The following is a 24,177-nucleotide window of genomic DNA, read 5'->3' as shown; positions in this document are numbered from 1 at the left end:
CGGCAGAGGGAGCCGCGATGACCACAGTTCCTTTCGCCGCAATCGGCTTCGACCTCGACGGCACGCTGGTAGATACGCAGGGCGATCTCGGCGTGGCGGTGAACCATGCCCTCGCCCTGATCGGGCGGGCACCCGTGCCGCTGGAAAGCGTCGAATCCCTGATCGGCGGCGGTTCGCGCCTGATGCTGAAGCGCGCGCTGGACCAGACCGGCGGCCAGATTCCCGATGAGGAATTCGAGGAACTCTATCCCAGGCTGATCGCCCATTACGCCGCCAATATCTCAGTCCATTCGCGCCCCTATCCCGGCTGCCTTGACGCGCTGGACCGGCTGACCGAACTGGGCGTGGGCCTTGCGGTCGTGACCAACAAGCCCGAGGCGCTTTCGCTGCTGCTGCTGAAGGAGCTGGACATGCTGGGGCGTTTCCAGTGCGTGATCGGCGGCGACACCCTGCCGCGCGCCAAGCCCCACCCGGATACAGTGCAGGAAGCAATGGCCCGCTGCGGCGGCGGACGCTTTGCCATGGTGGGCGATTCGTCGTTCGACGTGCGGGCGGCCAAAGCCGCCGGGGTTCCGTCCGTGGCGCTCAGCTTCGGCTATCACGACATACCAGTTCCCGAACTGGGCGCCGACATGGTGATCGACCATTACGACGAGCTGCTGCCCGCGCTGAGGGGGCTGTAACGGCTTCACCGCCCCAGGCTTGATCTGGGACCGTTGTGAGCTTGGCTCCTAAACCCTTGTCATTCCCGCGCAGGCGGGAATCCAGCTGCAACCGTCGAACTGGATTCCCGCCTCTGCGGGAATGACGAAGTTCTTGGGCGCCCCGATCAATGCGGTTCCGGCACAAGGCCGGGATGACAAGGTCGGAAGAGGCAACCTGTCCTCTTCCCGGCTCGCCCCATCAGAAGTCGAACTGCGCGCGCATCCCGAAGGCATCCACGCCATAGGACCGGTCAGCACCCACCGCGATGGCAGCCTGATCGTATTCCATGCGGCCGTAATTGGCGATGAAGCGCGTGCGCGAGGTTGGCGTCCAGATCAGCGAGACTTCATAGCCGTTCTGCTTGCCGCCCACGATCGGTCCGTCCACCAGATCGAGATAATCGTAGCGGACATTCACCTGCACCGCGCCGATGCCGCCCTTGCCCAGTGGCTTGACCGGTTTTACCCGTTCGAAGGTGCCGCCCTTGTAACGCCGGCCATCGCCCTTGGTCAGGAAATAGCCTGCCTCGACATAGCCGCCGAAGAAGGTCGGCTCCACCAGCGCGGCTGTGCGGTTCACATGCTGCCAGCGGGTTTCCGCCGCGATGTGCAGCGGGCCCTTGAGCCATGCCGCTTCCAGCCCGTAGCTCGCCTCGCCAGTGGCGCCGGTGATCGAGCCGGTGTTGGCGAATTTCGTATCCGCATTATGGATGAAGGGCCGCACCGAATAGCGGATGCTGGCCGGATCGTCGAAGCTGCGGATATGGGCCGATCCGCCCAGATGCAATTGCCCGCCGCCCAGCTTGGGCATGTAGACCACGCGTCCGTCAAAGCTGTGGCCGCGATCGTTATTGCCCAGCAAGCTATCCAGATCGTCGGTAAAGGCGCCGCCCTGCAGCAGCACGTCGCCAGTCGTATAGGCCGCGCTCAGGCCCACGCGGCGTTCATTACCGAAAGCGGTGTTGATCGCGGCGCGTTCCGCCATGGAGGGGAACAGATCGCTGGTCAGTTCCTCCAGGCCCCAGAACGGCTTGTGGTTGCCCAGCGTGACGCGCAGGTTCTTTGCCGCGTCCCAATAGAGATAGGCATCGGTCCAGGTCACAGTGCCGCCGTCGAACGGCGCGGCAAATTCGCCTTCGATGCGGAAACCCAGATTGCCCGGCATCTTGCCGTCAACGCCCAGATAGGCGCGGCGCACTTCGATATCTGCATCCAGCCCGCCCGGCGTCACGGCATTGGCTGCGGCTTCAACTGCCGGATCGGCATCGACCCAGCCCGCGTCGATCTGCAAGCGCCCGCGCGGCTCCAGCGACCAGTCGCTGCCGTCCTGCGCCATCGCAACGGAAGGATTCGCCAGCCCACCCAAGGTAGCGAGAACAACGCCTGAAACGGCGGTTTTACGAATATTTGCACCCACGATCTGTCGTTTCCGATTCTGTTTATGACATTTCGGAGGCGCCTCTAGGTCACATTTAAGACTCTTGTATGACAAACTTATATTCCCCCTGCCGCTACGGCATCGTGCCTCTTTAAGCGGGTGGTTGAAACCCCTGCAAAGCCGTGCCATCCCGCCCCTGTTCGCGGCGCGGCTACCGCCCAGACCGGCACAGCCCGCCCATCCTTTTGCGGAGAGCATGCCATGTCCATTTCCTTCGAAGGTCGCGTTGCCATCGTCACCGGCGCAGGCGGGGGCCTCGGCCGCGCCTATGCGCTCGAACTCGCGAAGCGCGGCGCAAAGGTGGTCGTGAACGATCTGGGCGGCGCGCGCGATGGCACCGGCCATTCCGACGCCGCACTGCAGGTAGTGGAAGAGATCAAGGCCGCCGGTGGCGAGGCTATGTCCAACGGCGCATCCGTCACCGAATATGACCAGATGGCCGAAATGGTCGCCAAGGCCAAAGAGGCATGGGGCGGCGTTCACGTCCTCATCAACAATGCCGGCGTCCTTCGCGACAAGAGCTTCGCCAAGATGGAGCCGGATGATTTCGAATTCGTGGTGAAGGTCCACCTGTTCGGTTCCGCCTATGCCACCAAGGCCTGCTGGGAACTGATGCGCGAGCAGAATTACGGCCGCATCATGATGACGGCCAGCTCTTCAGGCCTGTTCGGCAATTTCGGCCAGGCCAATTACGGCGCGGCCAAGCTGGGCCTGGCGGGCCTTGCCAAGACGCTGCATCTGGAAGGTGCGAAATACAATATCAAGGTCAACACTCTGGCCCCGCTGGCCGCCACGCGCATGACCGAGGACATCATTCCGGAGCAGATCTTCCCGATGTTCGCCCCCGAAAACGTGGTGCCCGCCGCCCTTTTCCTCGTCAGCGAAGATGCGCCGAACAATGTGATCGTTGGCGCGGGCGCTGGCGGCTATCACTCGGCGTGGGTCACGATGAACACACCGGTGATCCTGCCTGAAGGCGAGCGCAGCGTGGAAGGCTTCGCCGCTCACTGGGACCAGATTTCCAACCGCGAAGGCGACTTCGTGCCGGTATCGGGCATGGAACAGACCCAGCGCGTGCTGGCGGCAATCCAGAAGGCCGCTTCGGGCAGCTGATCCGGGCCTCACTACTGGAAATCCCTTAGGGAATTGTCCAGCAAAGCCGGTTGCATCATACCCCCCTCGGGGACAGGGGGGTATGACATGGCGGCAATGCCATTTTCCGAAGGTTTGGCGCTGCTTGAACGGCGCACGAAGGCGGTATCCGTCGCGATCTGGGCCGTTCTGGCCCTGTCACTGGGCACCGTGCTGAGCGACATGCTCGAAGTCGGCAGGGTCATCGACTTCGAGGGGCTTGAACTGAGCTCACTCAGCCTTGTCTTCGGTGCAATCGATCTGGCCTATGCAGTGGCATTCATAATTTCCATCGTGCTTGTCAGCCTGTGGATCTATCGCGCGCATGACAATCTGCGCGCTGCGGGCGCGCCCGATCTGGAATTTTCGCCCGGCTGGTCGGTCGGGTGGTTCTTCATTCCGATCATGAACCTGTTCAAGCCGTTTCAGGCGATGAAGGAACTGTGGAACGAAAGCCACGGCACCAGCAATGCCTATGGCGCGCCCAGCCCGTCCACGGTGGCCACATGGTGGGCCTTCTGGGTTTCGGGCAACATACTGGGCAATATCAGCTTCCGCATGACATTGGCCGGGGCGGATGCGGACGGTTCGTTGGCCCTCGTGCTCAGCGCGATTAGCGGATTGCTGCTTGCTGCCGCCGCTTGGTTCCTGCGCGCTATCGTGCGCGAAGTGGTCGAAGGACAGCGCAATCACCTGCAGGTGCAGGAAGCATTTAGCTAATCGAATTTGCGGGGGCGCACTATGACGATCAATGAAGGCCTTGCTTCGCTGGCGGTTCGCGCAAAGCTGGCGCAATGGCTGGTGGCCGCGGCAGCAGCCCTGCTGGCGCTGACTGTGCTGGTACAGCTGGCATATACCATGTTCATGACGTCGGCCACGCCGACCATTACCCTAGTGCTTACCAGTCTGGGCGTGCTTGCCCTGCTACGCGTGCTGCTGGTGCTTGCCGCCGTCATCGCAGTGCCCCTGTGGGTCTATCGCGCATGGGCCAATCTACAGCTTATCGGACTTTCCGGCCTGCGCCATTCGCCCACATGGGCGGCGCTGAGCTTCTTCGTGCCCATCGCCAATCTGTTCGTGCCATTTCTGGCCATGCGCGAGCTTTACAACCGCAGTCTGGGCGAGAACGAAGACCACGCGGATGAAAGCGCGGCTGACGTTACCTCGTGGTGGGCCTGCTATATCGGCGGGGGCTGCGTCAGCACTTTCACCGCGCTGGTGCCTTTACTGGCCCTGTTGACCGGCGGAGCGCTGATGATCACCGCGCCCATCTTCATTCAGCTGCTGATGGCGCTGTTCGGCACGACGCTGATAATCGCTGCCGCGTGGTTCCTGTGGCGGGTGATCGGCGCGATCACGGCAGCACAGCGATCCTTCGCGGGGATTGCGGAAACCTTCGCCTGACCGGCGGGGAAGGCCCTTCAGCCTTCCACGATCTTCACCAGCCGCCGCTCGATCGGGGCAAGCACTCCGGCCAGTTCATGGCCGCGCTTCAGAACCTGCCCCTGTTCGCCATAGAGCGTCCACATGCCCTGCCGGGTGCGCAGGGCGGGCCGCTTCTCGATCCGGGCCTGCGGATATTCGGCGGCGCGGCGGAAAGCGGAAAATGCAGCAAATTCCTTGGTGAAATCCATCGCGTAATCGCGCCATTCGCCAGCGGCGACCATGCGGCCATAGAGATCGAGAATGCGCTGAAGTTCAGCCCTTTCGAAGCCGACCTGATTGGGCGCCCGCCCGGGAAAGGGAACAACCGAAGGCCCGCCCGGAACCGACGCCATCAGCTATCCGTGCCGTTCAGCTTGGCCGTGCCCTGTTCAGCCGCCGCGCTCACCGCGCGCAGGGCATCGAGTTCGGCCTTCATTTCGGAAATCTGCGCTTCGAGCGTTTCGAGCCGCTGGCGACTGCTGCTCGGCTCGCAAGGCTCGTCGCAGGGCGTGCCATAGGGAATGAATTCGCGCAGCCAGGTCTCAGCGGGCACCAGAGTGGAGCGGGCCTTCAGCCCGATCATGGTCGCACCTTCGGGCACATCGTCCGTCACTACCGCATTGGCGCCCACGCGGGCACGCTCGCCCACAGTGATCGGGCCGATGATCTGCGCGCCGGAACCGATAATCACATTGTCGCACAGCGTCGGGTGGCGCTTGCCGCCCTTGCCATTGGTCGGATTGGTGCCTCCAAGCGTAACACATTGGTAGATCGTTACATTATCACCGATCTCGGCCGTCTCACCGATCACGGTGAAGCCATGATCGATGAAGAAGTTCTTCCCGATCTTCGCGCCCGGATGGATGTCGATGGCCGTCAGCCAGCGCGACCAGTGGTTCACGAGCCGGGCAAGGAAGTACATGTGCCCCTTGAACAGCCAATGCGCGATGCGGTGGTAGAACAGCGCCCATACACCCGGATAAAGCAGGATTTCCCAACGCGAACGCGGCGCGGGATCGCGTGCGTGGATGGAATCCAGGTAGGTCTTCAACCGGTCGAACATAGCCCCCTGATTCTCCCTCAAAATCCCGCTCAAAGCAAGCGAGGCTGCTCTGCGCCGACAACGGCCTCCAGCGCATCGCGCCAGATCGAGAGCGTGGCAGGCTGTTTCCGCTCCAGGCTGATCCGGTCAATCGCCGCGACAAGTTTCTCTATCCCGGCAAAGCTGCGCTCTGCGCGGGGCACGAGATATGTGGTGGCTCCTTCGCCCAGAACAAGCCCGCGCAGCTGCGCATGGGCAAGGATCAGCGCGGCGGCCATATCGTCATCCGGCTCGCCCAGTTCGAGATTCAGCGCCGCCCCCATGCGCGATCGCAGATCGGGCAAGGCGATGTCCCATCCCTCGTTCCCTGTGGTCAGCAGCAGTGGCGTGCCGCTTTCCTGCGCGCGATTCCAACGGTGGAACAGCTCGGTCTCGTCCATCCGGTCCGCATCGTCGACTGCCTCGCCCACGCCCTGTTCGGCAAACCAGCGCGCAATCAGCGATTTGCCCGAACGCGGCGCCCCGGCGAGGATGGCAGTGCGGAAAGGCCAGTTCTGCGGGGTGGCCAGCGCATCGAATATCGGCGCATTCGCGTTGCCGACCACGATCCGCGCGGGGCCGGCTCCCAGCCCGCCACGCAATGGCAATGCAATCTGGCTCATGGCTTAGCGGCTGATGCTCAGCGAATTGCCGCTCTGGTTCACGGTCCAGCCGCGCGCGCGCAGGGCCGCCGCCAGCCCGGCCAGATCGCCACCATAGCTGACCCGCATCACGGAAACGCCGCCGATGGCCATGCTGCTGGTGGCTGCGCCGCGCACACCGGGAGTGCCGCGCACCGAAGCAAGGCCGGAATCGACCGCCGCCGCACTAGGCGTAGTGAACTGGACGACGAAGCTGTTCACCACAGCTGCCGCAGGCGGCGGGCCGGGCAAGGTCTCGCCTGGCAGGGCCGCGCTTTCCGCTGTAGCGGCGGCAGCGGCTGCGGCAGCCGCCGCGGCTTCCGCACTCTGCGCATCGCGCTCGGCCGCGATCAGCGCCGCCACCGTGGGATCCAGCGTCACCCTGTCAGTCCGCAGGCTGGGATCGGGGCGCAGATGGCCGGCATTGAGCGCGGCGGTGTAGATCTGGTCGAAGCGGGCTATCGCCTTGTTCAGCATCGCCGGAACCTCGTCTTCATTCCGGGCGGAGAGAGTAAAGGTCTCAAGGAACCGGTCATCCGGACCATAGCGAGCCGTGAAAGTGCCCGTCACCGGGCCGCCGGGCCATTGCCGGTCAAGCTGGGCAACCGGCACGATCACATCGGCCGCACCGAAAGCGTCGAGCACATTGCGCCACCAGCTGCGGCTGCGGCGCCCGATCTGGCCGTAATTCACCAGCAGCGAATCACCGCCTGCGCCGGATGGGCGGACATAATCGATCGCGCTGCGCCCGGCCTGATATTCCGCCCAGGCGCGCTGCCACACATTACGCACTTCGTAGACGGTGTAGGTTCCGCCCGATTTGAGGACGGGAATCGTCAGCATCGGCGCGGAACGGACCGCCGGGCCGCCCTGCCCGCTCAACATCGGGCCGGCCTTGGTCCTGTCGAATACCACGCCCAGCCGCGCGATATAGCGGCGCGGGCCGATCTGCTCGCTCTCGATCACGACGGCGGAAACCATCGAATCGATGTCGGAATCGCTCATCTTCGGGCCGCCGAGCTTTTCCCAGGCCTTGCGTTCGGCCTGCAGCCAGCCGTTGCGACGCGCATCGTCGGCATTCCGGCCGGTGGCGTTCACTTCGATTCCGCCGATGGAAATATCGGTGCTGCTGGCCACGGGCGCGATGCCGCGATCCCCGGAAACCTGCGCAATCAGCGCAGTTCCGGCCACGATCGCCAGGCCAAACGCCCCCAGCGCCGCAATCCAGCTTGCCGGGCGGTCCATCGTGGGACGAAAGGTTGCTGCAAAAGTGGTCATTAGTGGAAACCGCGCGCCTTTTGCCCAAAGGGACATGGAAATCCAAGCGCGAATGCGCCAAAGGCCTTTTCCATGACGTCCAGCAAACCCTCGACCGGCTCCTATACCTACGAACAGGCCGGTGTTTCGATCGACGCCGGCAATGCGCTGGTCAAGGCAATCGGCCCTCTGGTGAAGGCCACAGCGCGGCCCGGCGCGGATTCTGAACTGGGCGGCTTCGGCGGTTTCTTCGATCCGCGCGCGGCCGGCTACAAGGATCCACTGCTTGTGGCCGGCAATGACGGCGTGGGCACCAAGGTGAAGCTGGCCATCGACCATGACCGGCATGACACGATCGGGATCGACCTTGTGGCCATGTGCGTGAACGATCTGATCGTTCAGGGCGCGGAACCGCTGTTCTTCCTCGACTATTTCGCCACCGGCAAGCTGGATACCGGTGTTGCCGAACGCGTGATTGCCGGGATCGCCGATGGCTGCCGCATTGCGCGCTGCGCGCTGATCGGCGGCGAAACGGCTGAAATGCCGGGCATGTATGCCGATGGCGAATATGATCTGGCCGGCTTCTGCGTGGGCGCAGTGGAGCGCGGCGAACAGCTCACGGGCGACAAGGTCGCGCCGGGGCAGGTGCTGCTGGGCCTTGCCAGTTCGGGCGTTCATTCCAACGGCTATTCACTGGTCCGCCGCCTGGCGACCGATCTTGCCTGGAAGCTGGCCGAACCGGCACCGTTCGATTCTTCGCGCCTGCTGATCGACTATCTGATCGAGCCGACCCGGATTTACGTGCAGAGCCTGCTACCCACGATCCGCGGCGGCAAGATCGCCGCTCTGGCACACATCACTGGCGGCGGCCTGCTGGAGAACGTCCCCCGCGTGCTGCCCAAGGGCGCCCATGCGGTGATCGACGCTGGAAGCTGGGAGCAAACCGCGCTGATGGGTTTCCTGCAGAATCAGGGCAATATCGTGCCCGGCGAAATGGCCCGCACCTTCAACTGCGGCATCGGCATGGTGCTGGCTGTGGACGAGGCGCAGGTGGAGGAAGTGACGGCAGAGCTTGCCTCGCGCGGGGAAACATTGTTCCGCATCGGCAGCATCGAGGCGGGCGAACGCGGCTGCACCGTGCGCGGCGCGGCGGGTATCTGGGGCGCGTCAGAAGCATGGGAAGCCAGCCATCTGGCATGATTCGTGGCGGCAACCACGCGCTTCCGGCGAAGCCGCGTATAAATCCCGTGCTTGTGCAAGTGCGCTTCCTGCCGCAAAGTCTGCCCGAAAGGGGAGGGCTTCAAGATGTTGCATAGCGGCCGACCCGGCAGGTTGAGGCGCGTGGGATGACACGGGCCCGGGTCGCGATCCTGATTTCCGGCAGCGGTACAAATATGGCCGCGCTACTCTATGCCAGCCGCATGAACGATGCGGCTTACGATGTTGTGCTCGTCGCCAGCAACGATCCCGAAGCTGGCGGACTGAAGCTGGCGGAGGCCGAAGGCATTCCCACTTTTGCCCTTTCCCACAAGGAAATGGAGCGCGCAGTTCACGAAGATTCGATGGACCGGGCCATCCGTGAAGCAGGCGCCACCCATGTCGCGCTGGCAGGCTATATGCGCGTGCTGGGCGCGGATTTCGTGCGCCGCTGGGAAGGCCGGATGCTCAACATCCACCCTTCCCTGTTGCCGAAATACAAGGGCCTGCATACCCATGCCCGCGCGCTGGAAGCGGGGGACAGCCATGCAGGGGCCACTGTCCATCTGGTGACGGCGGAACTCGATGCGGGCGAGATTCTGGGGCAGGCGGAAGTTGCAATCATTCCCGGCGATACGGAAGACTCGCTGGCGAAGCGGGTGCTGATCGCCGAACACCAGCTCTATTCGCGAGTGCTGAACGCCTATGTCGGGCGCGAAGTCGATCCGGAATGGCTGGCCGGGCAGGTGCGCGCACGCGCCCTTGCCCTGCCCGATGCGGATGAAGTGCTTTCCCACGGGATGCCCTGTTTCGGTATCGCGGGCGGCAAGAAATTCGCCTATGTCTCGATGAACCACCATGGCGACGGAAAGACGGCCCTGCTGGTGAAAATCAGCGGCGCCGAGGAGCAGGCCATGCTGATCGAGCATGACGAGAACCGCTATTACCGCCCCGCCTATTTCGGCGATGGCTGGATCGGCCTGCGGCTGGATCTGGGCGACACCGACTGGGACGAAGTGGCCGAAAGGCTTGCGGCAAGCTGGCATTCGGTGGCGCCCAAGAAGCTTTCCGGCCTGATAAACGCGGCAGCGGAGTTCTAGGGCCATGGCGCGCTGCCCCCGCATCCACCCTCTGGCCCGCGCGCCGCTGATCGACCGGATCAATGAGTGGCTGGACAGTGCATGGCGCAAGGGAATGCTCTCCCGCCCACCGCTGGACCCCGAGGCCCTGTGGCGCAAGGCCTACCGCTCCGTGCGCGGCGGCAGCGAAATTGGCGGTCGGTGCGAGGAAGATGCGGCTGATTTCCGCCTAAGGCTTGAAGTGCTGACTGAGGCCCTCGTGGCAGAAGCGCGCCTCAACCCGCTGGGCGAGGCAGTCGCTCACGGTCAGTTGGTGCGCGTGCTGAGCCAGCGCCTGCGGCTAGGGCGGCTGTGGGAACGCAATCCCCGCCTTGCCCGCACCCGGCTGGCGCCGCCCATCCTCGTCATCGGACAGATGCGCGCGGGCACCACGCGTATCCATCGCCTGCTCGCCGCCGATCCCGCCCATTCCAGCACACGCTTTTGCGATAGCTGGAACCCCGTGCCGGAAATGCCGGACTTTCGCGCCCTGCGCTCTGCCTGCATGTTGTTGGGTGCGCGGCGGATCGACCCGTGGATCGATTCCATCCATCCCTTCGGCGCGGGCCGTGCGGATGAGGAACTGGGCTGGCTGGCCAGCGCGCTGAACCATTGCGCCTATGAAGCCCAGTGGCACGTGCCCAGTTTCACCCGTTTCAGCGAACAGCGCGATCCCGCGCCCGTCTATCGGGAGTTCGCCCGCATTCTGGCGACTGACGCGGCTCGGCACGGCAATGCCCGCCGCCCGCGCGTGATGAAGGTGCCCCAATTCGCGGAAGACCTGCCCGCCCTGTTCGCCCAGTTCCCCAATGCCCGCGCCATCGTGACCCATCGCGCGGCGCGCGACGTGGCGCGCAGCGCCGTATCACTGGTGGCCAACCAGATGACTATCCAGTCTGACGCAGTGGAGTTGGGCTGGATTGAGCAGGAATGGCAGCGCAAGATCGCTCTGCGTGAACAGCGGGCCGAAGCTGCCCTGACCGGGTTCCGCGGCCCCCTTGCGCGCGTGGACTTCCACGCCTTCGAACTGGACTGGGAAATGGCGATGGCTTCCATCTATCGCAGGCTCGAACTGGATCTGTCGGACCGCGCCATCGCCGCCATGCATCGCGAACAAAGGCGCGCGGGCACTTCGCCCCATATGCGCCATGCCGATGATATGCGCGCCTTCCAGTCGGCCTGATACGGGCGCGCAAATTCTGAACGCCAGGCTGTTGTGAATCGAATGGCGTGGAAGAAAGAAGCCCGGCCCATCACTGGACCGGGCAGTTACCCACTTGCCGTTACCGGCGGGTCGCCGCACTTTACTGGGCGTCGCACCGGTCACATTCCAGTGCAAAATTTAGCTGCAAAATTCATGGCGAAGCTCTGGTATTTCGGCAAGTGAGGCAACCTTATGACAAGATGTGCGAGTTGATTTGTGCTGGCCCGTAGCAAGAGCGTTCTTGCAGATATGATCGCAGAGAACCTTGGAATCAGGGTTCTGTCCTGCGAATATCAGATTCTCCTCGAACTTTTTGAAAACAGCTCCGCCACTTCGGGTGAGCTTTCGTCCAGATGCCATGTGGCCCTCGCCACCTTCCAGAAATCACTCGGCAATCTCGCCGCGCGGCAATTGATTGGCTGGGAACGGGACGATGCGGATGGCCGCCGTCGCACCTGGCGACTGAGTACCGACACCCATGACATTCTGACGCAGGAACTGCGCTTTCCGGTGATGTGGGAACCCTGCGGGCGTCGGGCTGACGCGGAAAAGGGAATTTTCGGCTCGGTCACGCGATTGCAGGATCTGTTGCGGACCAAGGTCTTTTCCGGCGAGTTTCAGATCCTGCTCTGGCTCTATGACGAGGAATGCCTGACGACAGGCGAACTCCTCGCCCGATCGGACACTTCGCCTGGCGCCTTCTACATGGCGCTGAAGCGGCTGGCGGATTTACGCCTGATCGACGATTTGCCCGACCATGCGGACCGCAGGCGCAAGCTCCACCGGCTGACCGGCAAGACCCGCGCGGCGCTGGATGAATTTTACATTGGACTGCGCGAATGGGCCAATAATCTGCCCCCGCCCTGAGCGAGACGGGTTCGACATGTCGCCAACGAAAAAGGGCCGCCCTGAAGGACGGCCCTTAGTCTCGTTCAGCCTGAAGGCCGGTTCAGCCGACGATTTCTTCCGGCTTGAAGAAGAAGGCGATTTCGATCGCCGCATTTTCATCCGAGTCCGAACCATGGACCGAATTGGCTTCGATCGATTCGGCCAGTTCCTTGCGGATGGTGCCCGGCTCGGCATTGGCGGGGTTCGTGGCGCCCATGATGTCGCGGTTGCGCTTCACGGCGTCTTCGCCTTCCAGCACCTGCACGACGACCGGGCCGCTGATCATGAATTCGACCAGTTCGCCGAAGAAGGGGCGTTCCTTGTGGACCGCGTAGAAGCCTTCGGCCTGTTCGCGGCTCATGTGGATGCGCTTGGAAGCGACGACGCGCAGGCCGGCTTCTTCCAGCATCTTGGTGACGGCGCCGGTCAGGTTACGACGGGTGGCGTCGGGCTTGATGATCGAGAAGGTGCGGGTAACCGCCATGGGATTGTTCCTTATGCGAGTTCAAAGGCACCGGGCGCGCCCTCGTATGGATTTCGCGCGCGCCCCTAGCGCCCCCGGACCGTCGGGGCAAGAGCAAGCGATGCCCCTGCCCCTCTGGAAGACTGCCTATTTCGCCTTCTCGCGGCTCAGCCCAAGGCTGACCGATGTCTTCCCATCGTCATTGGGTGAGGTGTGGACCGTAAAAGTCAGGCCATCCTTCGACTTGCCGCCAACAATGCGGACCTTGTCCATCTTCATTTCGGTTTCGATCTCTACGCCAGCGGCCTTCGCCTGCTTGGTGTAGAAATCCACCACCTGATCGGGAGAAGCGCTGGTACTCATCACCAGATTGTTGTTGCTGCCGGTATCGCTGCTCATCCTGGCATTCGTCACCACTTCCGCGCCGGGATAGACAGTGAAACCGTCCGGCAGGCCGGCAGCAGAAGCGTCAGAACCGGACTGGACATTGAATTCCCCGTCCTTGGTCTTGATCGTCATCGATCCGCCATCGCCCGAATTGTCGACGGTGTATTCGGTCGTCCCGTCCTTGGTTTCGATCGTTCCGGATTTTTCGGAGCCGCAGGCGGCCAGCGCCAGCGCGCCGTACAGGATCACCAGATTGCGCATTTCCCACTCCCTGTTTGATGCAGGGGATTTGTCTGTGGAGGCGCTTTGCAGGTCAACCCCCGCAACGCTCGCTTTGCCGCTACGGACCCTCGCGCCAGCGCCCGTTTTCGCGTTTCCAGAAGCGGCGCTCCACTTCCGTGGCCGTACCGAGACTGCGCCATGCACCGCGCGCACCTTCGATGCCGTCATCGCCGAACAGCAGAAAGGCGCGGCCGAAGCCGGTCCCTTCATCCCGCCACAACCCGTCGGCAAACATCACCATCCGCGCCCCGTTCGCCGCTTCGCAAGATGGAGCCAGCAGGATCGGTTGACGATCCGCATGCGCTTCCCCTGCAAAGCCGTGGGCAAGGAATTCCTCCCCTGCCTCGGCCCACAGGGCAGCGGAAACGGCGCGCAATTGCGCCTCTTCCTGCGAGACGACCAGCAGCCGCTCCCCCGCCTGACGCACCTTGGCGGCCAGCAGCGGGATTGCCCGCTCTGCCGCCTCGGTGCCCAGTTGGTAGAAATCGACCCGCATCGCCTCCCGCCCGCGATCAGCCTTCGATCACGTTGCGGACGTAGCGGTCCAGCAGGCGCACGCCATAGCCGGTCGCGCCCTTGTCCCATGTGGCGCCGGGCTTGTCGGCCCAGGCCATGCCGGCAATGTCGAGATGCGCCCAGGGAGTGCCGTTTTCGATATAGCGCTGCAGGAACTGCGCCGCCGTGATCGAGCCGCCATAACGCGGGCCGACATTCTTCATGTCGGCGATCGGGCTGTCGATCAGCTTGTCGTAAGCGGGGCCGAGCGGCATGCGCCACAGCCTGTCGCCGCTCGCATCGCCTGCCGCAACGAGGTTTCCGGCCAGCGTATCATTGTTGGAGAACAGCCCGGCCTGCTCGTGGCCGAGCGTAATCACCATCGCACCGGTCAGCGTGGCAAGGTCCACGATGGCAGAAGGCGCATGTTCGCGCTGCACCCAGGTCAACACGTCACACAGCACCAGCCGCCCTTCGGCGTCGGTGTTGATGACTTCCACCGTCTGGCCCGACATGGATGTAACCACGTCACCGGGGCGCTGCGCGTTGCCGTCGGGCATGTTTTCCACCAGCCCCATTACGCCGATGACATTGGCCGCAGCCTTGCGCTTCACAATGGCCAGCATCGCGCCAGCCACGGCACCGGCGCCGCCCATGTCCCACTTCATTTCCTCCATGCCCGCCGCGGGCTTGAGCGAAATGCCGCCCGTGTCGAAAGTGACACCCTTGCCGACGAAGGCCAACGGCTTTTCACCCGGCTTGCCGCCATTCCACTTCACCGCCAGCAGGCGCGGCTTGCGGGCGGAACCCTGCGCCACGCCCAACAGCGCGCCCATGCCCAGCGCGGCCATTTCGGCTTCGTCCAGCACGGTCAGTTCCGCACCAGTGCCTGCGAAACGGGCCTGGCAGCGTTCGACGAAGCTTTCCGGGTAAATGATGTTGGCCGGTTCGGTGACCAGTTCACGCGTGAATTCCACGCCCTCAGCCAGCGCCTGCAACACAGCCCACGCAGCTTCGGTGCCTTCCGGCGCGGACGTTACCACCACTTCGCCGAGGCTGACTTTCTGCTCGTCCTTCAGGCGCGTGCGATAGGCATCGTGGCGCCAGCTGCGCAGCCGCAGGCCCAGCAGAACCGAGGCAGCCTGCGAGGCGGAAAGGCCGGAGCGCGACAGATCGAGCGCCATCGCCGTCTCGCCCGAAGTGAGGAAACGGGTTGCCAGCGCGGCACCGGCCAGTTCCATCGCAGCATCGCGATCCGATGCGCCGGTCAGGCCCGTACCTGCCAGTGCGAGGCGCAGCACCGCCCCATCGCGTTCCACGAAAGTTTCGAAGATCTGGCCTGCCTTGCCGCTGAAACGCGCCGCCTTGGCGCCTTCCACCACCGAAGCTTCAAGATCGGCGGGCAGCCCGTCCTGATCGATCGCCATGGCACGCAGGCGGGGAAGCTGGCTTTCGGCGGCAGTGGAGAATGTGAACTTCATGGATACTCCGGGTATGGCGAAATGCGGCTCGGGTCAGTATGCGGCAGGGCGATATGTCCTTGCGCCGCGCGTGATGCGTATCGTTGCAGTTAAGACCCGCCAGTGCGATAGGCAAGTCATGGCCCCTCCTTCGCAGCACCCGCTGCATGCTCCTTTCTGTTGCGCTACGGCCGCGTCCGCCTCGCAAGGCACCCGCCTGCGCGCCGCCGCGCTGGCGCTGGCCGCCGTAGCGCTGGGCCATGCCCTGCCCGCCCATGCGCAGGATGGTGGCGAAGCCAGCCCTGCCGGGCAGGAGGCGGAAGAACAGCGCGAAGTCGCCTTCGAAGCGAACGAGCTGAGCTACGACACGGATAACGACATCGTCACTGCCTCTGGCAATGTCATTATGCGCAGCGGCGAACAATCCGTGCGTGCCGATCAGGTTACCTGGGATCGCAAGGCGAACAATATCGCGGCATCGGGCAACATCCGCTTCGTCGATGGCGACGGCAATGTGCTCTACACCGATAACCTCACCCTGACGGACGATCTGAAGGTGGGGGCGATGCAGAACATGCTGCTCGCCCTGCGCGAGGGTGGCCGCCTTGCAGCCAGTTCCGGCGAACGCGCCGAAGACGGCACAGTGGTGCTGTCTCAAGCGGCCTATTCGGCCTGTGCCGTGGAAGACGACAATGGCTGCCCGCGAACGCCAAGCTGGCGGATCGTGGCTGAACGGGTGATCTACGATCCGGAAGCCAATCGCGTGCGCTTCAAAGGCGCAATGCTGGAAATGTTCGGCGCGCGGCTGATCCCGATCCCCCGTCTCGAAGTGGCAACGGACGGCCGGGCGATTTCCGGCCTGATGATCCCCAACCTGCGTGTTTCCCCGTCCAATGGCGTGGAAATCAGCCAGAGTTATTACCACCGGCTGGCCGACAATCAGGATCTGCTGGTGTCGGGCTATGTCTACACCGAGGCCCCGCCCATGGTGAGCGCGCAATATCGCGCTCTGCTGGACAAGGGCGCCTTCCAGATCACCGGCTATGCCACGCGCAGCGCCCGCATTCCCATCGGTCCGGAAACGGACACGATTACCCAGCAGGACTGGCGCGGATATTTCTTCGGCAATGGCCGCTTCCAGCTTTCACCCGAATGGAGCGTGACCGCGTCTGCCCGCGTGGCGAGCGACCGCACCTTCCTGCGCCGTTACGACATCAGCCGCGATGACCGGTTGCGCTCCACCTTCAATGTCGAGCGGATCGACGACGATTCCTATCTTACCATTCAGGGCTGGGCCACGCAGACGCTGCGCTATGGCGACCCGCAGGGGCAGGTGCCGATCGTCCTGCCGATGATCGATTACCGCCGCCGCATCGACGATCCCGTGCTGGGCGGCAAGGTGCAGTTGCAACTCAACAGCCTGGCGATCACCCGCACCAACGGGCAGGATACGCAGCGCGCCTTTGCCGGTGCGCAATGGGACATGCGCCGCATCACCTCCATGGGGCAGGAAGTGACCCTGACAGCGCTGCTGCGCGGCGATGTCTATCATTCCGATCAGAACGAGCTGACCTCCACCGTCATCTATCAGGGCGATCCGGGCTGGCAGGCGCGCGGCGTGGCACTGGGCGCGGTGGATGTGAAATGGCCCTTCGTGGGCGAATTCCTTGGCGGAACGCAGGTATTCACGCCCCGCGTGCAGGTGGTGGCAAGCCCGCCAATCCGCAATCTGGCCGTGCCGAACGAAGATGCCCGCGCCATTGACCTTGAAGATTCCAACCTCTTCGCGCTCAACCGCTTCCCCGGTTACGACCGGGTGGAAGACGGTGTGCGCTTCACTTACGGGTTTGACTGGCAGTTCAACCGGCCTGGCCTGAAGATCAAGACGACCATCGGCCAGTCCTATCGCCTGACGACGGACCCGACCCTGCTGCCCGATGGCACCGGCATTTCGGAACGCGTGTCTGACTTCGTGGGCCGCACGGAAGTGCGCTACAAGGATTTCCTCAAGGTCACGCACCGCTTCCGGCTGGACAAGGATAATCTGGCCGTCCGCCGCAACGAGTTCGACCTTACGGTCGGTTCCAACCGCACTTATTTCGAAGCTGGCTATCTGCGCCTGAACCGCGACATTGCCGTGGACATCGAGGATTTGCAGGATCGCGAGGAACTGCGCGTTGCCGGCCGCGTGGCCTTTGCCAAATACTGGTCCGCTTTCGGTTCTGCGGTCATCAACCTGACCGACCGCAACGAAGACCCGACGCTGACTTCCGACGGTTTCGAACCGCTGCGCACGCGCCTTGGCGTGGCCTATGCGGATGACTGCCTGGAACTGGGCTTCACCTGGCGGCGCGACTATGTGGCCAGCGGCGATGCGCGCAAGGGCAACACATTCCAGGTGCATATCGCACTCAAGAATCTGGGCTTCTGATTCCCGCGCCGGGACGTTGTAGTGCCACCACGCGCCCTCCGGCGTTGGCATGGATGCGCAAACGCGCTATCCGCCGCTCACTGCAGGGGACGCTCAGCTTCGGTTAAGCAGCAAAAGGCGAACCGGAAGACAGCTACGAAAGGCGCGGATACGCGCCGCTGACGGGAATTAGTGCGTGATCAAATCGGTCAAGAATCTGCTGAATACCGGGCGCGGCATCACCATGGCGGCACTTGTCGCCGGGACCGCGCTTGCAGGCGTCACTGCCCTCCACGCCCAGAGCGAAACCGCTGACAGCTCCGATCCGTTCAACCTGCCATCTTCCATCACCCTGCTGGGCAAGGAAGACCCGAACCTGCGCAAGGCGACAGCGGTGGTGAACGGCTTCGTCATTACCGGCACGGATATCGACCAGCGCGTGGCGCTGATCCTCGATGCCAACAAGCAGGAAGTCTCGGCGGAAGAACATCAGCGTCTCAAGTTGCAGGTGCTGCGCAACCTGATCGACGAAACGCTGCAGATTCAGGAAGCCAAGGCCCTTGAGATCGAAGTGAGCAAGGCCGAGGTCGATCAGACCTATGAGCGTGTTGCCACCCAGAATTTCGGCCAGAGCAAGACCGAACTCGATACCTATCTCAAGAAGATCGGATCCTCGCCCGGCTCGCTCAAGCGCCAGATCGAAGGCGAACTGGCCTGGCAGCGCATCCAGCAGCGCAATATCCAGCCCTTCATCAGCGTGTCCGAAGAAGAGGTGAACGAACTGCTCGATCGCCTGAAGGCCGCCAAGGGCACCGAAGAATATCGCATCGGCGAAATCTACCTCCCCGCCACGGCTGAAAACGAGCAGGCAGTTGCCGAAAACGGCCGCAAGATCATGGACCAGCTGCAGCAGGGCGGCAGCTTCGTGGCCTATGCGCGCCAGTTCTCGCAAGCTTCCAGCGCTGCCGTCGGCGGCGATCTTGGCTGGATTCGCCTGCCGCTGCTTCCCGCCGAACTTGCTTCCGCTGCGCGCCAGATGCAGCCCGGCCAGCTTGTCGGCCCGGTGAAGGTTCCCGGCGGCTTCTCGCTGCTCTACCTGATCGACAAGCGCCAGGTTCTCACGGCCGATCCTCGCGACGCGACGCTCAGCCTCAAGCAGATTTCGATCAGCTTCCCCGCTGGCACTTCAGAGGCGGACGCGGAACCGAAGATCAGCCAGTTCAACGCAGGTGTCGCCCGGATGCGCGGCTGCGGCGATGCGGAATCGGTTGCGAAGGAAATTGGCGCTGATGTGGTCTCCAACGATCAGATCGCGGCACGCGCCCTGCCCGAGGCGCTGCAGGACATCCTCCTGAAGCTCTCTGTCGGCCAGAGCACCCCGCCCTTCGGTTCGGTGCAGGATGGCGTGCGCGTGCTGATGCTTTGCGGCCGCGACGATCCGGAAGTGGATAGCGGCCCCACCTTCCAGCAGCTGATGAACCAGCTTGAAGACGATCGCATCAGCAAGCGCGCCCAGCGTTACCTGCGCGACCTTCGTCGCGACGCGATCATCGAGTATAACTGAGCCGGCTATGAAGGCGCTCGCGGCCTCGCTCGGCGATCCCGCCGGGATCGGGCCTGAACTGCTGTGCGAGGCATGGGCCGCGCGCAAGGATGCAGGGCTGATGCCCTTCTTCGCCGTGGGTGGGGAGCATTTGCTGGCGGCAGCCGCCGCCCGGCGCGGCGTGGATACGCCGATTATCGCCATTGCCGACCCGGCCGACGCGGCCGATGCCTTCTCCGAAGGCCTGCCGGTTCTGGGCGAGGCGGATGGCGATTATTTCCCCGGCGAACCTTCACCCGATGGCGCAAGGCTGGCCTTTTCTTCGCTGAGCGATGCAGCCCGCCTCGCCGTGGCAGGCAAGGCCGCAGGCATCGTCACTGGCCCGATTTCCAAGGCGCTGCTGTCCGAAGTGGGTTTCACCTTTCCCGGCCAGACTGAATTCGTGGCCGATGCCAGCGCAATTGCGGCTGACGATGCCGTGATGATGCTGGCCGGGCCGCAATTGCGGACCGTGCCGCTGACCGTCCATTGCGCCCTCTCGGAAGTTCCCGGCCGCCTGTCGCGCGCGCTGATCGTGGGCAAGGCCCGGATCGTGGCCCGCGCCCTCGCCCGCGATTTCGGCCTTGAGAACCCGCGCCTGGCCATTGCCGCGCTCAATCCCCATGCCGGTGAAGGCGGCAAGTTCGGGGATGAGGAACAGCGCATCATCGCCCCGGCGATAGAGGAACTGCGCGCCGAAGGGATCGACGCCACTGGCCCCCACCCCGCAGACGCCCTGTTCGCCCCGCATGAGCGCGGCCGCTTCGACGTGGCCTTGTGCATGTATCACGATCAGGCGCTGATCCCGCTCAAGGCGCTGGATTTCGACAATGGCGTGAATGTGACGCTGGGCCTGCCGATCATCCGCACCTCGCCCGATCACGGCACCGCCTTCGGCATCGCGGGCAAGCGTATCGCCAATCCGGGCGCGACCATCGCCGCCATCCGCATGGCAGGCGAATGCGCCGCACGCCGCGCCGCAAACGCCCCCGCTCACGCATGAGCCTGCCCCCCTTACGCGAAGTGATTGCCCGCCACGGGCTCAGCGCGTCCAAGGCACTGGGCCAGAACTTCCTGTTCGACGAGCAATTGCTTGACCGGATCGCCGCCATTCCGGGCGATCTGAAGGATCGCGCCGTGCTGGAAGTCGGCCCCGGCCCCGGCGGCCTGACCCGCGCCCTGCTGCGCGCAGGCGCCCGCGTGACGGCCATCGAGATGGACAAGCGCTGCCTGCCCGCGCTGGCCGAATTGTCCGATGCCTTCCCCGGCCAGCTGCGCGTGATCGAAGGCGATGCGCTGAAATTCGCCCCTGCCGACCTGTTCGGTGAGGAAGCCTACGATGTGGTGGCCAACTTGCCCTATAATGTCGGCACGGCCCTGTTCACTGGCTGGCTCTCCGGCGAAAGCTGGCCGCCGCAGTGGCGTTCACTGACGTTGATGTTCCAGCTTGAAGTGGCAGAACGGATCGTGGCGAAGGAAGGCACCGGCGCCTATGGCCGCCTGGCCGTGCTGGCGCAGTGGCGGTCTGAGGCGAAGCTGGCGATGAAGGTCCATCGCAGTGCCTTCACCCCGCCGCCCAAGGTGATGAGCGCCATCGTCCATGTAACGCCGTCAGAGATGCCCCAAGGCGTCTCTGCCCGCATGCTGGAACGCGTGACCGAGGCGGCCTTCGGCCAGCGGCGCAAAATGCTGCGCCAGAGCCTGAAGTCCCTGCCCGGTGCCGTGGAGGTGCTGGAAGGTCTGGGGATCGATCCGCAGCGCCGCGCCGAAACGCTGAGCGTTGCCGAATTCGTTTCTATTGGACGTGCGCTAACGAAGTGACCGGGCTGCCGCCCAGCGCCTGTTCCACGCCCTGCAGCGAACCCAGCGCAGAAGTCGCGAAATCGGCGATGTAGAACGTGCCAAGCGCGGCGGCCGCTGCGATCAGCAGGAATTCCACCCTGCCGCGCCCCCTGCCGTTTTCATTGGCGGCACGTGCATCGATCTGCACCCTGGAACGGGTAGCCCGTTCAAGCTGCAAGTCCCCCTCGCCCGAAATGAGCGAAACCACGCTGATGCGATCGCGAAAGGCAATGCCGAAGCGGCGTGGACTGGTCCATTTCACCTGCCCCACCAGATTGCTGCGCCCCACGACCAGTTCCACGATCTCGCCCCGCTGAGGTGCGCCTTCCGCACTGGCGGCAAGGCCACGGGTAGACAGGTTGACGATGCACGCGTCCCGCTCCGGCCCCGCGCCCCGCAGGCGCGCCCGGATCATCACTTTCGTGCGTGCTTCAACCCTGGGGGTCTGCTCCATCAGGAGGTTCCCATTGTCCGTGCCCCTGTTAACCTTCAGGATGAAGGTCGCAGGCAAACCTTGTGGAGAGGTTAAGAACGCGCCGGTTAAGTATCGCCCCTGCATTGGCTCCGCCGCCACACGCCCACCTGCGTGCCGGGTTCTGCTGTCACTATGGGTTGCCCCTTAGTGTTTCTCGCGAAGAGAGCCATAGTATCCGGCGCGGGAAATGGGGGAGGAAGAATTGCGTTCACGTCTGGTTGCCAGCTTTGCCCTGGCAGCGTCTTTTGCGCTCCCGCAAATGGCCGGCGCGAAGGAACCGATCGTTCTGGAACCCGACCGGCCGTGGACACTCGACTATGCCGAGGAACGCTGCAGCCTGATCCGCCATTTCGGCAATGAAAAGAAAGGTCTGCAGTTACAGATCGACTCCTACGGATCGCGGGCCAAATTCCGTTTCCTCGTAACTGGGAATTATGTCCCTTCATCGAACAAACCTGCTGGCCTGATCAGCGTGAAGTTCACGCCCGACGACGGCTTCCGTAAAAATCAGGACGCTCTCCTCGGAAAGGCCAGGAAGTGGAATGCCGTATCATTCGGTGCCGCGTTTCTTCCCGTTGAAGATGCAGGGCTGGACGACGAAGGATTGAGCCAGAAAGAGATATTTCAGCGGGCTGCCGAGGCCGAATCAATTCGGCAGGAATTCGAGCAGGCGACCGATTCCATGACGCTCCACTTTGAACGCTTGCAAGACGTGCATCTGAAGATGGGGAAGATGACCAAGCCTCTTGCGGCGCTGAGGGAGTGTATCGACAACCTCTATGTTTCCTGGGGGCTTGATCCGGCGAAACTGCACACCCAATCGCGGGCCCCGATTCCCGATATGAAATCCGTGCTGCAGATACTCAGCAGCTACCCCGTCTCGATGCGCTACAGCGGAACGAGTGCGTTCATTTCGGTCCGCATCATGGTGGATGAACATGGCAATGCCACATCCTGCGTTGTGCAGAATAACAATGCCGACAAACCGTTCAGGGATGCAGTCTGCAACAGCCTGGCAAGCCGATTTGAGCCGGCACTGGATGCAGACGGGAATCCGATCGCCAGCTTTTACCAAACGAACGTGATCTATCGCATCAATTGACGCAGCAGATCATTGCCGCCGCATGGTTACGAAGAACTGCCGCCCTCCTGCACACATGGCCAGGCTTCCGTCAGTGTGCTGACGTTGGCATTGCCGATCACGCAGAGGGATTGCAGCGCCGCCTGCCGTGTGGGGGGAATTGGCCTATGGGTTGATCCTTAGTGCTTCGCGCGAAGGGGGCCATGCTATCCCGTATGGGAATTGGGGGCCCGTATGGGAATTGGGGGCCCGTATGGGAATTGGGGGGAGGAAGAATTGCGTTCACGTCTGGTTGCCAGCTTTGCCCTGGCGGCATCTTTTGCGGTCCCGCAAATGGCCGGTGCGAAATCCGCCGCCAGCCTGCAGCCCCTGGGAAGCTGGCAGGTCGATTCGACTTCCGAACGCTGCAGGTTGAGCAGGCAATTCGGCGATGCCGAAAGGCCGTTGCATCTGCTGATAGATTCCTATGGCTCACGCTCGGGATTTCGCGTCGAGGTCAGCGGCAAGTCCGCCCCCAGACCGTCCGGGGTCAGCGGCACGCTCACTTACCGGCTCTCTGGCAAGGAAGACTTCGGAGAGGGGACCAAATTTTTGCGGGGGACATCAGCGAACGGCAAAGCACTGTGGTTCAGCATGTGGTTCCTGCCCCCCGAAATGGATTTCCCCGAGCTAACGCAGCTCACCAAGAAGGAATATTGGGCATCACAGGCTCAGCCTGAAACGATTGTGCCTGATTACGAACGAACGACAGACGAATTCACGCTACGGCTGGCGCCCGGCAAGACTGTCTCGTTGAACCTGGGCGAAATGTCCCAGCCCTTGAATGACCTGCGCCTCTGCGTTGACGGCCTGATAAAATCGTGGGGCCGCGATCCATCGGTGCAGAGAGAACTTACCCGCCGGCCCATTCCCGATCCCTCTTCGGTCGACAAGCTTCAGAAGAGCTATCCGCCCGAAATGCTCAAGCAGTTACGTAACGCATTCGTGCCCGTCAGGATCATGGTGGATGCCGACGGCACAGCGACGGATTGCGTGATCCAGCGCTACACAGTCGACGAGAGTTTCAAGGGCGCGATTTGCGACAACCTTGTGAGCCAGTTCCAACCGGCGCTGGACGCAGATGGGAAGCCTGTGCCAAGCGTTTTTCTTACCAGCGTGATCTTCTCAATAAACCGCTGATCAGCCCGCCTTGTTACTTCAACTGGCTTCCTCTGCCTCTGCGCAGGGATAGGCGTCCGTCAGTGCGTTGACCACAAGGCTGACGGCCGAGAAGCTGCGATCGTGGCTGGACAGATAGTCCAGCACCTCGTCCCGCACATCGCCCACGACTGCATTGCCCACCGGGCAGACCGAGGGATTGATGACGCCGATGTCCTGCATATAGGTCACCGTGTCGAACACGCCCATGATGAAGCCGTAGCACTTTTCGATGACTACTTCGTCATCGCTGGAACAATCGGTGTAGAGATCTTCGCCCGCCTTGAAGACCCCGCTGGAGGGAGTGGCCGTGTCGGACTGGGCAATTGCCCCGGTGCCGGCAAGACCCCAGACCAGCGCCGTCGCGAGCATGGCGGTTCTGACTACAGACGGTGCGTGCATAGAATTCTCCCTGTTCG

At 63.2% G+C, this 24,177-nt stretch carries 25 protein-coding genes; 14 read left to right on the top strand and 11 right to left on the bottom strand.

Annotation, left to right across the window (positions count from 1 at the left end):
- Positions 1 to 17 precede the first annotated feature (17 nt).
- Entirely contained in the window at positions 18 to 683 is a 666-nt protein-coding gene (locus tag SZ64_RS02055) for an HAD family hydrolase (RefSeq protein ID WP_054532047.1), read from the top strand.
- 220 nt (positions 684 to 903) lie between these two features.
- Here the strand turns inward: SZ64_RS02055 and SZ64_RS02050 are convergent, their stop codons facing one another.
- A complete protein-coding gene (locus SZ64_RS02050; protein WP_054529305.1) occupies positions 904 to 2,040 on the bottom strand; it encodes a porin in 1,137 nt (378 codons plus the stop codon).
- A 303-nt stretch (positions 2,041 to 2,343) separates the two neighbouring features.
- Between SZ64_RS02050 and SZ64_RS02045 the strand changes: the two genes are divergently transcribed.
- The 3 genes from SZ64_RS02045 to SZ64_RS02035 all read left to right on the top strand — a co-directional run bounded on the left by SZ64_RS02045 (position 2,344) and on the right by SZ64_RS02035 (position 4,677).
- Positions 2,344 to 3,255: an SDR family NAD(P)-dependent oxidoreductase gene (locus SZ64_RS02045; RefSeq protein WP_054529304.1), complete on the top strand. Its 912-nt coding sequence runs from the start codon at positions 2,344 to 2,346 to the stop codon at positions 3,253 to 3,255.
- 87 nt (positions 3,256 to 3,342) lie between these two features.
- On the top strand, positions 3,343 to 3,993 hold the full coding sequence (locus tag SZ64_RS02040) for a DUF4328 domain-containing protein (protein WP_054529303.1): 651 nt from the start codon (positions 3,343 to 3,345) through the stop codon (positions 3,991 to 3,993).
- A gap of 21 nt (positions 3,994 to 4,014) precedes the next feature.
- Positions 4,015 to 4,677, top strand: coding sequence for a DUF4328 domain-containing protein (locus SZ64_RS02035; RefSeq protein ID WP_054529302.1), 663 nt, complete (start codon positions 4,015 to 4,017; stop codon positions 4,675 to 4,677).
- A gap of 17 nt (positions 4,678 to 4,694) precedes the next feature.
- On the opposite strand, the gene SZ64_RS02030 is transcribed toward SZ64_RS02035, so the two are convergent.
- The 4 genes from SZ64_RS02030 to SZ64_RS02015 are packed head-to-tail and all read right to left on the bottom strand — an operon-like array spanning position 4,695 to position 7,698.
- Positions 4,695 to 5,051 (bottom strand): DUF2794 domain-containing protein, encoded by a 357-nt coding sequence (locus SZ64_RS02030; protein ID WP_054529301.1) that lies wholly within the window; start codon positions 5,049 to 5,051, stop codon positions 4,695 to 4,697.
- Positions 5,051 to 5,761 carry a serine O-acetyltransferase EpsC gene (gene epsC / locus SZ64_RS02025; RefSeq protein WP_054529300.1) on the bottom strand — a complete coding sequence of 237 codons (711 nt, stop codon included), beginning with the start codon at positions 5,759 to 5,761 and terminating at the stop codon, positions 5,051 to 5,053. The genes SZ64_RS02030 and epsC overlap by 1 nt, the downstream gene beginning before the upstream one ends.
- A gap of 29 nt (positions 5,762 to 5,790) precedes the next feature.
- Positions 5,791 to 6,402 carry a hypothetical protein gene (locus SZ64_RS02020; protein WP_054529299.1) on the bottom strand — a complete coding sequence of 204 codons (612 nt, stop codon included), beginning with the start codon at positions 6,400 to 6,402 and terminating at the stop codon, positions 5,791 to 5,793.
- Between the two features lie 3 nt (positions 6,403 to 6,405).
- Positions 6,406 to 7,698 carry a heavy-metal-associated domain-containing protein gene (locus SZ64_RS02015; protein ID WP_241772962.1) on the bottom strand — a complete coding sequence of 431 codons (1,293 nt, stop codon included), beginning with the start codon at positions 7,696 to 7,698 and terminating at the stop codon, positions 6,406 to 6,408.
- A gap of 72 nt (positions 7,699 to 7,770) precedes the next feature.
- On the opposite strand from SZ64_RS02015, the gene purM reads away from it, so the two are divergent.
- From purM to SZ64_RS01995, 4 genes are all read left to right on the top strand, one after another.
- Positions 7,771 to 8,877 (top strand): phosphoribosylformylglycinamidine cyclo-ligase, encoded by a 1,107-nt coding sequence (gene purM / locus SZ64_RS02010; RefSeq protein ID WP_054529298.1) that lies wholly within the window; start codon positions 7,771 to 7,773, stop codon positions 8,875 to 8,877.
- A 146-nt stretch (positions 8,878 to 9,023) separates the two neighbouring features.
- On the top strand, positions 9,024 to 9,974 hold the full coding sequence (purN, locus tag SZ64_RS02005) for a phosphoribosylglycinamide formyltransferase (RefSeq protein WP_054529297.1): 951 nt from the start codon (positions 9,024 to 9,026) through the stop codon (positions 9,972 to 9,974).
- Positions 9,975 to 9,978: 4 nt separating this feature from the next.
- Entirely contained in the window at positions 9,979 to 11,175 is a 1,197-nt protein-coding gene (locus SZ64_RS02000; protein ID WP_054529296.1) for a sulfotransferase, read from the top strand.
- Between the two features lie 270 nt (positions 11,176 to 11,445).
- Positions 11,446 to 12,063 carry a MarR family winged helix-turn-helix transcriptional regulator gene (locus SZ64_RS01995; RefSeq protein WP_054529295.1) on the top strand — a complete coding sequence of 206 codons (618 nt, stop codon included), beginning with the start codon at positions 11,446 to 11,448 and terminating at the stop codon, positions 12,061 to 12,063.
- A gap of 82 nt (positions 12,064 to 12,145) precedes the next feature.
- Here SZ64_RS01995 and ndk read toward each other — a convergent pair whose 3' ends face one another.
- The 4 genes from ndk to SZ64_RS01975 all read right to left on the bottom strand — a co-directional run bounded on the left by ndk (position 12,146) and on the right by SZ64_RS01975 (position 15,192).
- A complete protein-coding gene (gene ndk, locus SZ64_RS01990; RefSeq protein WP_054529294.1) occupies positions 12,146 to 12,568 on the bottom strand; it encodes a nucleoside-diphosphate kinase in 423 nt (140 codons plus the stop codon).
- Positions 12,569 to 12,694: 126 nt separating this feature from the next.
- Positions 12,695 to 13,195, bottom strand: coding sequence for a hypothetical protein (locus SZ64_RS01985; RefSeq protein WP_054529293.1), 501 nt, complete (start codon positions 13,193 to 13,195; stop codon positions 12,695 to 12,697).
- A gap of 79 nt (positions 13,196 to 13,274) precedes the next feature.
- Positions 13,275 to 13,712, bottom strand: a complete 438-nt coding sequence (locus tag SZ64_RS01980) for a DNA polymerase III subunit chi (RefSeq protein ID WP_054529292.1) — start codon at positions 13,710 to 13,712, stop codon at positions 13,275 to 13,277.
- 16 nt (positions 13,713 to 13,728) lie between these two features.
- Positions 13,729 to 15,192, bottom strand: a complete 1,464-nt coding sequence (locus tag SZ64_RS01975; RefSeq protein ID WP_054529291.1) for a leucyl aminopeptidase — start codon at positions 15,190 to 15,192, stop codon at positions 13,729 to 13,731.
- 118 nt (positions 15,193 to 15,310) lie between these two features.
- Here SZ64_RS01975 and lptD point away from each other — a divergent pair, with 118 nt between their 5' ends.
- The 4 genes from lptD to rsmA all read left to right on the top strand — a co-directional run bounded on the left by lptD (position 15,311) and on the right by rsmA (position 20,984).
- On the top strand, positions 15,311 to 17,602 hold the full coding sequence (gene lptD / locus SZ64_RS01970; protein WP_082384401.1) for an LPS assembly protein LptD: 2,292 nt from the start codon (positions 15,311 to 15,313) through the stop codon (positions 17,600 to 17,602).
- A gap of 223 nt (positions 17,603 to 17,825) precedes the next feature.
- Positions 17,826 to 19,145, top strand: a complete 1,320-nt coding sequence (locus tag SZ64_RS01965; RefSeq protein ID WP_082384698.1) for a peptidylprolyl isomerase — start codon at positions 17,826 to 17,828, stop codon at positions 19,143 to 19,145.
- Between the two features lie 7 nt (positions 19,146 to 19,152).
- Positions 19,153 to 20,166 (top strand): 4-hydroxythreonine-4-phosphate dehydrogenase PdxA, encoded by a 1,014-nt coding sequence (gene pdxA / locus SZ64_RS01960; RefSeq protein WP_054529290.1) that lies wholly within the window; start codon positions 19,153 to 19,155, stop codon positions 20,164 to 20,166.
- The gene (rsmA, locus tag SZ64_RS01955; protein ID WP_156313432.1) at positions 20,163 to 20,984 is read left to right on the top strand and encodes a 16S rRNA (adenine(1518)-N(6)/adenine(1519)-N(6))-dimethyltransferase RsmA; all 822 of its coding nucleotides are present in this window, start codon (positions 20,163 to 20,165) and stop codon (positions 20,982 to 20,984) included. Before pdxA ends, rsmA begins: the two co-directional genes overlap by 4 nt.
- Here rsmA and SZ64_RS01950 read toward each other — a convergent pair.
- On the bottom strand, positions 20,959 to 21,459 hold the full coding sequence (locus SZ64_RS01950; RefSeq protein WP_162225062.1) for a PilZ domain-containing protein: 501 nt from the start codon (positions 21,457 to 21,459) through the stop codon (positions 20,959 to 20,961). The two genes, rsmA and SZ64_RS01950, sit on opposite strands and share 26 nt — an antisense overlap.
- A 208-nt stretch (positions 21,460 to 21,667) precedes the next feature.
- On the opposite strand from SZ64_RS01950, the gene SZ64_RS01945 reads away from it, so the two are divergent.
- Both SZ64_RS01945 and SZ64_RS01940 read left to right on the top strand, forming a co-directional pair.
- Complete coding sequence (locus SZ64_RS01945) at positions 21,668 to 22,582, top strand: hypothetical protein (protein ID WP_054529287.1); 915 nt, start codon at positions 21,668 to 21,670, stop codon at positions 22,580 to 22,582.
- 255 nt (positions 22,583 to 22,837) lie between these two features.
- Positions 22,838 to 23,740 carry a hypothetical protein gene (locus tag SZ64_RS01940; RefSeq protein WP_156313431.1) on the top strand — a complete coding sequence of 301 codons (903 nt, stop codon included), beginning with the start codon at positions 22,838 to 22,840 and terminating at the stop codon, positions 23,738 to 23,740.
- An 18-nt stretch (positions 23,741 to 23,758) separates the two neighbouring features.
- Here SZ64_RS01940 and SZ64_RS01935 read toward each other — a convergent pair whose 3' ends face one another.
- Complete coding sequence (locus SZ64_RS01935) at positions 23,759 to 24,160, bottom strand: Rap1a/Tai family immunity protein (protein WP_156313429.1); 402 nt, start codon at positions 24,158 to 24,160, stop codon at positions 23,759 to 23,761.
- Positions 24,161 to 24,177 lie beyond the last annotated feature (17 nt).

The sequence above is a fragment of the Erythrobacter sp. SG61-1L genome (assembly GCF_001305965.1).
In the GTDB taxonomy this organism is placed as follows: Bacteria; Pseudomonadota; Alphaproteobacteria; order Sphingomonadales; family Sphingomonadaceae; genus Andeanibacterium.
Note: the sequence above shows the minus strand (reverse complement) of the source record. Positions and strands in the feature narration are given on the sequence as shown.